Source organism: Deferribacter desulfuricans SSM1, from assembly GCF_000010985.1.
Lineage (GTDB): Bacteria > Chrysiogenota > Deferribacteres > Deferribacterales > Deferribacteraceae > Deferribacter > Deferribacter desulfuricans.
On record NC_013940.1, the window covers coordinates 298,772 to 308,544 of the forward strand.

Genomic DNA, 9,773 nt, shown 5'->3' on the forward strand with positions numbered 1-9,773 from the left:
TATTAAAATATATAAGTACTATATAACATCATAAAGTAAACTGGTCGATTACTATTTCATCCTGATCGGAAGACTCTTTGTTTTGTATAAAATCATTATTATCTAAGCTACTATTACTATCTAATTCTTCTTCTGTAAATTCTATTTCATCTAATATACTTTTATTTTCTTCTTTATTTTCCTGTTTACTACTTTCAACAATTTCTTTAAGACTCTTATATTCACCAATTACATTGATTAATTTATCATATGTATCTACATCAACATCCTTTACTTCGTGGAGAATACCCCATCTATAACCAACTTCAACGTCAGATTTTAGTGGTACTTGTAAATATAAATCTCGAATAGAATTAAGCTCTTTTTTTAATTCTGTTAAATTAACATCAGGAGCTACTTTATATACATCAGGTAAGAAAATATTTATAAAATAATTTAATGGGTCCTCCATAATAGTTTTTACGAGTTTAATTACTTTATGAACTATATAATGTTTTGTATGTACAGGAATATCTATAACTATTGAATCATGTACAGTACCTATCAATACAGGTCTGATATATTCTATCTGATTAGTTTCTTTATTATAAACTGGAATATTTAATTCCTTTAATGTTAAAAAAGCATGATTTAAACAAATAAGAGACACAAAAGTAAAATCTGAAGCTCCACCTTGAATAGGTGCATTAATACTTTGTCTTAATGATTTGGTACCTACATAATACATTTGTTTTAATCCATAAATAATATTGTTATAAAATAATTTATCTTCTTCAGGAGTATTTTTTGAATATAGTTTATCTTTATAATGCTTTATAATTTGTTCTATATCATGAAGATAGACTTTAGCATTTAATAGATTTCTTTTACGGTTCCAAATAGTTTCTACATAACCTTTCTCTTTGGCTTTTGTTTGTTTGGTAATAATATAATTTTGAACACCTGGTAACGCATTTAAATATTGCTCTATAAACTTTTCAGCCTCTTTTAAAGATACGTTAATTCTTTCTGCTAATCCTGCTGCTGTCATACCGTAAACTATACCAAAGTTTACTGTTTTGGCTTTTTTTCTTATAACTTCTGTATCATGAGCTATTTTACTCAATATTTCTTTATCAGTAAGATTTTCCGCTTCTTTACCCCAGTATTGTTTATATTTCGTAATTAAGTTTTTTACTTCAGGAGTAATTTCTGTATTTTCATCTACATCTTTAGATAAGTAATCCATTCCAGTTATACTTTTTGCTGTAGCTAAGTGAATATCTTCACCACTAATAAATGCATTTTTTAAGTTTTCATCTTGACTTACCATTGCTAATACACGTAATTCCATTTGAGAATAATCTGCCTGTAATAAAATACCTGTAATTGGTTTCTTATAATCGTTATCTTCAAAATATTTATTACTGTTTAAATATCTTGATACAAATATATTTTTCACCTGAAACTCTTTTGGTAGGTCACCCTTAGGAATGTTTTGGAAGTTAGGTTCAGAACTGGACATACGTCCTGTAACCGTACCCGTAGTAAAATAATTAGGATGTACTATGTAATTTGTATCAATAAGATCATTTTTGTTGTAGCTTTGTATATATGCTGAATATAATTTACTAAAGGTTCTGTATTCAAGTGTTTTTTCAGCTAAATATTTAGCAATCTCAACTTTCTTTTTATCCTGTATACTTTCATCTTCAATATCTATCCCTTTTATCTTTTTAATTGCAGATTCATTCATTTGAATGTTACCTTTATCAGTAAAAGTTTTATATTTATCTGGAACCTGTAAATAATCGTAAAACATATGAGTCAAATGTTCAGCAGATTGTATATTAAATTTTTCTTTATATTTAGCTTCAAATTCTTCAATGTAAGGTTTTAAGTCCGGATGATTATAAATATTTTTCAATAATTCTTCTAAGCTTCGTTTAAAATTAATTTTCATAAATTCATAATCATCAGGTTCTATTTTTATACCTTGGGATTGAATAACTGATATAGGTAATAAAATATCATTTAAGAGAACAAGTGGAATAGGATATTCCTTTAAAATAGATTTACTATCACGTTTCAGGAAATTCATATAATCAAGTTTAAATGCCTCATAAGTTGCATAAGTATCACCAGCAGCATAAAAGGATTGTTCATCAAAATTAATATAACTGTAATCAAACTCATCTATTTTAACAATATTATTTTTAGTACTTACTAAATCAAATAAATCTTTAAATAAATGAACCATTTGTGATTTATAACCAACTTTTTCATTTAAAGTATCATTAAAACTAAAAGTTATATATTTAAAATTATTTTGATGAAAATTACTTAATGTAATTATATTTGTTGTATTTTGTGTATCTATTTTATTTTTTTCTTTATAAACATTTATTAATTCAATAATGCTGTTTAAATTTCTTTTAGGAATAAAAGTATTTAATAATTCAGGATCTATATTATAAAAATTATTTATGTAATTAATTAAATTTTTATACAATACTGATAAATTATCTTTATAGTTATCAAGTTCTAACAAATCAATATTTAAAAAAGTTGTTGTAATAAGCAATTTAGCTATAGTTACTTCATCCAAACCTGATTCTCTTAAATGATTTAATACATCTAAGTTTTTACCTAATAAACTATAATAATCATCATAATTGTTTGCTGAAAAAACAGTTATCATATACTTTAAAAAATCATTTAATGAATTTTTATTTTCTATATCTAATTTAGTACGATAAATATAATAATAATTTATTAACGTTTTATTTATATTTAAGAAACAACTTATTTGAGATTCAGTTAAATCGTATTTTCTAAATTTATTAATAAGTGAATTTAATTCTGATAATTTATTTTTTAATGTATCTACATAATCATGCATATAAAAGTAATAAGTTCGTAATTTACTTCTTAACATTGCTAAGTTATCTAATTTCTGCCAACCTTTCAGTTTTTCTTCCATTCGTAGGTATAAAATATTTATAGTATCAAAATAACGTGTAACTTTTATCTCATTAGGACTTATATTTAATTTATTCATTATATAAGAAACATCGAATGTACCGTTGTGAAATATTTTGATAATATTTTCAGAATTTAGATAATTTAATATAAGTTTTCTTACATTGTTTTTGTATAATTTAAAAGATTTTTCATCCATTTGATTCATAATATCTTTATGTTCATATCCAATAACATATGTTTTAAGTTGTTTTGTTTTAGGATCTACCTTAGTAATGGAAAACATAGTAATTGTATTTTTATGTTTATCTGTAGAATAACCTTTTAAACCATTAGTTTCTATATCCAACGCTACAAAAGGTTCAGAAAATACTGTCAATTCGCTTAAATGTTCTGATAACTGTTTTAAGTTTCTTATTCTAACAATAATTTTTTCATCAAAATTTTTATATTTTTTATCTAAATTTTCAAAATACTTTTTATAGTCTGTATTAAATAACATACCTGATGAAACTAAAAAATTAAACAAGTCAACATTAAATACAGTTTCAAAATTTCTGTTTTTTATGATTGTATTAAGACTAATAGTAGGGAATAACATGAACTCCGTATTAAAGAATTTCACTAATAAACTTTTACCACGAGCATCAAAAAAAGATTTTTTAATATATTTTTCAAATAATTTATAACTTGTAGGTCCAAAAACTAATATATTTTTTGGTTTATGCTTTAATACTTCGAAATAAACATTGATACCACAGTTTTTACCATGGTTAATAGAATAAGTAGTATTAAGATTAAATAGTTTAGGAGTGGCACTAATCGTATTTATCAACCTTGCTTTATCTAAGTAAAAAGTTGCAGATTTATGAGCTCTGTTCTCTGTTATACTATTAAATGTATTTAAAAAATATTCTCCTTGTAATGTATCTTGATGTAATATTGTATCCTTATAAGCATCAGGAAAGAAACTATAATCATTAACTATCAATGTAGTTTTATTATTTGTATCAACATTATGGTCCTTAAATCTGTTGTAATAATCTTGAGGTTTTATTCTATTAATATATCTTTCATATGTAGGTTTATAACTTAATTCTTCATCTTCTTTTAAACGAGATAACTCCATTTTATAATGCTGATCAAAAAATACATGACATAATTTACATTTTTGACAAAATGGATCATTTAAACAAAAATTTGTTTCATATGAATAATCATAAAAATGATAATAAATGTTATTCTTTTTTTTATCTTTTCTGTTTTTATTAGCTTCTAAATTAACATCAAAATAATTTAATAATCTTTTATTTAAATCGAATGCTCCCTTAATTTGTGGTAAATAAACAAAATCAAATTTTATCTTTGTTTTTTTATTTTTTATATTATCAAAAAAACTATCTAATTGATTGTCAAGCAAAACAGTATAAGAAATTTCATAATAATGTAATACATCATAAATAGGTTTACTATATTTAAGTATATCAGAAGCTCTGTTAGACGGTATAACTAAATATAAATGGAGATTTCTCTCTGCATAATCCTGTAAAACATTATCTTGACGGTAGTAATAATAACTACGTAATAAAGACATCACAAAAAGATAAGCTCTTTTGTATAATACATTATATTGTTTTTTACTGTATTTACCTTCTACTGGTTTTCCTAAGAGTAATTTAGTGTTGTAAAGTACACAAAATAAATTAGTTTGTGTCTCATGTGGTTTAATAAATTTATCATAAAAACTATTATTATTGTTTTGTTGTTTAATATCCATATTATTTGTATTCATATTCATACCTTTTTTTATTATATTAATTTATATTATATGTTACACTAATAATTCTAATATTAAATATAACAGAAATATTTATTTCATTAACTAATAATTTTCCTAACTAATTTTAAATAATATCAAAAATATTTTTAATTTGTTATATCCATATCTATTTTTTCTAAAGGTTTTGATTTGCTACTGAAAGGAGAAAAATCATTAAGATCTATTAGTTTTAATGCACCTATTTTATCTGTTTTTTGTGTTTCTATTTCTTGAACTGTGTCAAAAATACTTTTACTTGAGCTTAAGGCTTCATTTTTTACTGCATAATCTTTTAGATATGCTGTACTTAATAAACTTGTATTTAATTGCTCTGGATTTACTAAATTCGTTTTTTTCTGCTGGTCCATAATTGTACCTTGAAGTTCAATTGTAGGTTTAGTGAAATTGTTTTGATTACTAACAGTATCATATACGGATTTTATTACTTTTTGAACTTCTGAAGAGAAATTATCCATCACATCGTTTTCTAATACTATATCTTGTAATTTTTCAAATACAATATTATCAATTTTTTCCATTATGTTATTAGAATAATTATTCACATTATTATTAAATTCAAATGGGTCAAAATAACGAGTAATATCTAATTCACCTTTTTGAAATATAGATGTTCTTATTTCACCTGTTTGAAATGCTTTATCGCTGTTTACAATCTTAAATATTTCAAATAAAACCTCTTCAGGTAATTTATTTATATCTTCTACGGTTAAATAATTTTTTCCTATTTTTTCTTGTAATATTTTTGATAATTCATCTAACTTTTTATATGAATCAGATTCTACAATATTTTTAATTTGTTTTTCGTTTAATATATCAGAAGGAAGTTTTATCCCTTTACCATTAATTAGTGATTTGTTATCATGTAAATATTTAATTACTTCAAAATAATTATTAAATTCTTTGTTTTTTAAGAGTTCTTGTAATTCTTTTGGAAAATGATTTTTAATTAATGCATTTACTTTTTCTGTATTCCAAAATGTGTTAAGCATATTAAAAACAAATGAATTTCTTGTCACTGATCTATAAAAGTTATTATATATATCTAATTTTACATGTTTTATTTTATCTACATCTACTCTAGTATTGCCTATTAATGCTTTTATTATAAAATCTCTATATGTTTTTAATGCATCTTTATATTTTAAATAAGCATCACCAGATTTCATAATTTTTTTAGCTTGGGTATCTAACCAGTTATCAGAAAGCATTTTATTGTAATAAAATTGAGTATTATTCTTAACATTAACATAATAATCTTCAAAAAATTGCTTGTTTTTAATAATTTGTTGAACTTTTTTGGTACTAATTTCATTTTGCAATATATTTTTAAAATTATCCATATCTTTTTTAGCTTTATTAAATTCTTTTATTTGTTTTCTATATTCTTTTTCATAATTTATTAAATCTCTTACTTTGTATCTATAATAAGTACTTATCCCAGCTAAAGCTATGAATTTAAGAGATAATAAATATAAACTTAAAACCACCTCAATAGCCTGTAAGGCAAGTCTTATTTCAGTATTATTAACATTAGATATACTAATACCTCTTAATCCAGTTACAAAATTCCTTAATTTTTGTTCTTTTTTACTCATATTATCATATTTATGTTTATTATAAGGATCAAATAAAAGTTCCTTCATTTGTTGTTGTATATCCCTTAATTCTTGTAAAATTTTTGAGTTTTTACCTAAGGCTCCTTCATAAGCATCTATTACTTGATTGTAACTATCAGTTTCCTTTTTTAATATATCAATAATAAGGTCCAAATTATTTGATTCTAATAATTTATTAATTTTCCACTGAAAGTTGTCTGCTTTATATTCTAATAAAGCATAATAACTAAATTTATTACTGTAATATAAATCAGATATTTTTGTATCTACTTTAATAGGTATACCTGCGTTATATCCTATTTTGACCCAATCTATTTCTTTAACATTTAAAGGAGATTTATAGTTTTCTTCTGCTTGAATTGCTATTTTATTAAATACAGATTCAATTCTTTGGTTTTTATCCTCTTCTGTATATTCAGTTCCTTTGTTAGCGTATATATAATTTTGTTCCAAATAGCTTTTAAGCATTAATTGTAAGTTTGTAAGCAGTATATTATTATAACGATTTAATTCCGTTAATTGTATTTTGTTTATATTTGCATTATCATATAATTGCATAATGTTATTATGTAATGTATTAACCTGGCCGTAAAACATAAATAAATCTTCTATAGTTATATTTTGAAAGTTTTCTTTTACTTCTTTCAATGTATTTTGATAATCACTAAGTACATTAAATAAATCATATATAGAAGAATCAGAAGATTCAATTGATAGAAAAGTTTCTATAAGATTATCTAATTCATTAAAATAATCTTCTCTAAATACAAACTTAAAAGAATTTAAAAAAGTTAAAGATGAATTTTCTAAATCTTCGATTTCTTTATTTTTTAAACCAAAGAATATATTGTAAGATTCTATAAAATTCTTTGTGTTTTCTTCTTCTTTGTTATTTGTAGCATAATATTGTTTCTTAATATTCTCATTAAACTGAGTAAACCAATCAAATTCTTTATTTGTTGTTTGTTTAGTTATATCACTCTGTATAGTTTCATAACTATAATCATCCTCTTTTAAAAATGGTTTTATTATAGAAGATAGATAATCAATACTTTCTATAGGATTTTTTATATTATCACTTAATTCACTTATATCATTAAATGATATTAATTTCTTATTTTTTATAATATCAATAAAATCACTATTTTCCAAAATAGGTAAATTAGTTAATTCTGAAAATTTTTGAATATCTTTTCTTATCTGAACAGGATCCTTGATTTTAGAATCCGTTGTTAAATACTTTTTTACAAGTTTATCTCTTAAATTATCTATATAATTTAAATCTAATTTAAAATAAGCATTAACTATATTATTTTTTCTAGTTTCTAAAGTTTCCATTAGTCACCTCTTGGTTCGTCATTTGGTTTGACATCACCAATAATATTGCTTTGGTTTATTTGATTTTTTGTATCATTTAAAACTCTTTTAGTATATTTTTCAGCCATAATATTATCTAATTGATTTATATTTTTTAAAAATGTGTTTTTAAATCCTAAAGGTATTTGATCTATAGCATATTTTTGCTCTAGATAATTAGCTATAAATATAAAATGATTTATTAAGTTTTTACTTAAGATATCACTTAAATGATTTATAGTTAAACCTGATTTTGTATTATTCATATCTTCATTTAATTTAGTTATAAAGCTAGTAAGAAAATCATTTGTGTAATACATATGTAATGTTATATTACTTGATAAAACAATATCTACAAAATCATTTAATAACATAGTTATTTGTTCTGCGTTTAATTTATTTATATCATCAGGTAATTTTTCAACCAATTGATTAAGAATAGCATATTTACCAGAAAAAGTTTTTACAAAATCATAAATAGAAATAGCAAGTGCTTTATTTATATGAATTGTATCACCATTAGAAAAATCTTCTGATATTTCATCTAAGAAAATGTTTTCCGTATGAATCTTAAATGAATCTGAACTGGTTTGGATAACTTTATGTTTATAATCTATTTCATTGATACCCTCAATTGATTCCTTAATATCAAATGCTGTCATTTCAAATTTATTATTAGGGTTTTGTGTTAATAAGTTAATTATATTATTAATATCTTCAATAAGATTGTTTTCACCTAAGTAATCTAAAACATAATATATGAGATTTTTATAATCTACTATTTTTGATGTATATACTATATGATCAAAGTTGTTAACTTTAAACACTTTAGGGTATGCAATTGAATTTTCATATAAAAATTCTAATAAATTAATTAAATTTAGATCAATTATGAAAGTATTTAGTCTATCATAACTATTTTTTACATAATAATTTAGAATTTTTTCTTTGTTTTTATTTATGAAGTGGGTAAAATTATTAATATCAAAAGATTGTTCTGGATAATTAATTTTAACAAATTTATCTAAATCTTTTAGTATTGGATTTGAACTTATACTAATTAGGAAATCTGTGTTTGTATTAAAAAATGTCTCTTTCAGTTTAGTATTCATTTCAGTTTTAGGTCTTATATTTATATCAGTACGAATTTTACTTTTAGGTATTGGTTGTTCTATACCTTCTTTTTTATCATAAATAGTTAATAGTTCAGGATTGTTGTAGATATAAAAACCTATTAAGTCATAAAGTTGTTTAATATTGTTTTCTTCATTAATAGTATCTTTTAATAAAGTAAATAAAGCTATTGAATGTTGAGTATGTTTTAATAGTGATTCTTTATTTATTTCTATTATTTTTGTTAAAGCTGATGATAAATAGCCTAAGGAATTTACAAGTGTATTTATAAGTAATTTACTATCTTCATTTATTAATTCCTTTTTTAAAGAGTCCATTTGTTTCTGCAATGTATCAAAATTATTTTCCGTATATAAATTAAATATAGGTTCTATTTCATTTTTATTTATAGTTTTATAAGATTCTAACATATAATTTATGTTAGATAAGATATTTAAAGCAACGAAATAATAATTTATTTGTTTATTACTTCTCATAATACACCTTCCTTTGTTAATACTTTCTTATAACTAATATAACACAAAATTTTAAAATAAATCATAAAAAAATAAATCAAAAAAATATAATTTTAATTTTTAATGGTAATTTAAATAAGTAGACTATTTTAAATAAATAAAAAATTATTTGTATAAAATTTTATTTATATTTTTAAGCAGATTAGTATATAAAATTTATACAAAATTAAATATTTAAAAATTTATTTGAGAATTTATTCGTATGTAATAACTATATTTTTTAAATTAACAATGATCTTAAAATTTTCTGGTCCGGTATATAAGATATAAAATAAATTATATAAGTAATCAGCTTTGTATTTATAATACTATAGTCTTTAATACATATCTATACCTTTATTACATTTAACG

The 9,773-nt window shown here is 22.1% G+C and carries 3 protein-coding genes; all 3 read right to left on the bottom strand.

The window, feature by feature from the left end; translation table 11 throughout:
• Positions 1–28: 28 nt before the first annotated feature.
• A complete protein-coding gene (locus DEFDS_RS12470) occupies positions 29–4,753 on the bottom strand; it encodes a DNA polymerase (RefSeq protein WP_041224042.1) in 4,725 nt (1,574 codons plus the stop codon).
• A 134-nt stretch (positions 4,754–4,887) separates the two neighbouring features.
• Positions 4,888–7,755, bottom strand: coding sequence for a hypothetical protein (locus DEFDS_RS12475; RefSeq protein WP_013009097.1), 2,868 nt, complete (start codon positions 7,753–7,755; stop codon positions 4,888–4,890).
• The gene (locus DEFDS_RS12480) at positions 7,755–9,383 is read right to left on the bottom strand and encodes a hypothetical protein (RefSeq protein WP_013009098.1); all 1,629 of its coding nucleotides are present in this window, start codon (positions 9,381–9,383) and stop codon (positions 7,755–7,757) included. Before DEFDS_RS12480 ends, DEFDS_RS12475 begins: the two co-directional genes overlap by 1 nt.
• Positions 9,384–9,773 lie beyond the last annotated feature (390 nt).

Bases quoted from the DNA above. Each gene is read 5' to 3' on its own strand.
- DEFDS_RS12475 (WP_013009097.1), bottom strand. From the start codon at position 7,755: ATGGAAACTTTAGAAACTAGAAAAAATAATATAGTTAATGCTTATTTT.
- DEFDS_RS12470 (WP_041224042.1), bottom strand. From the start codon at position 4,753: ATGAATACAAATAATATGGATATTAAACAACAAAACAATAATAATAGT.
- DEFDS_RS12480 (WP_013009098.1), bottom strand. From the start codon at position 9,383: ATGAGAAGTAATAAACAAATAAATTATTATTTCGTTGCTTTAAATATC.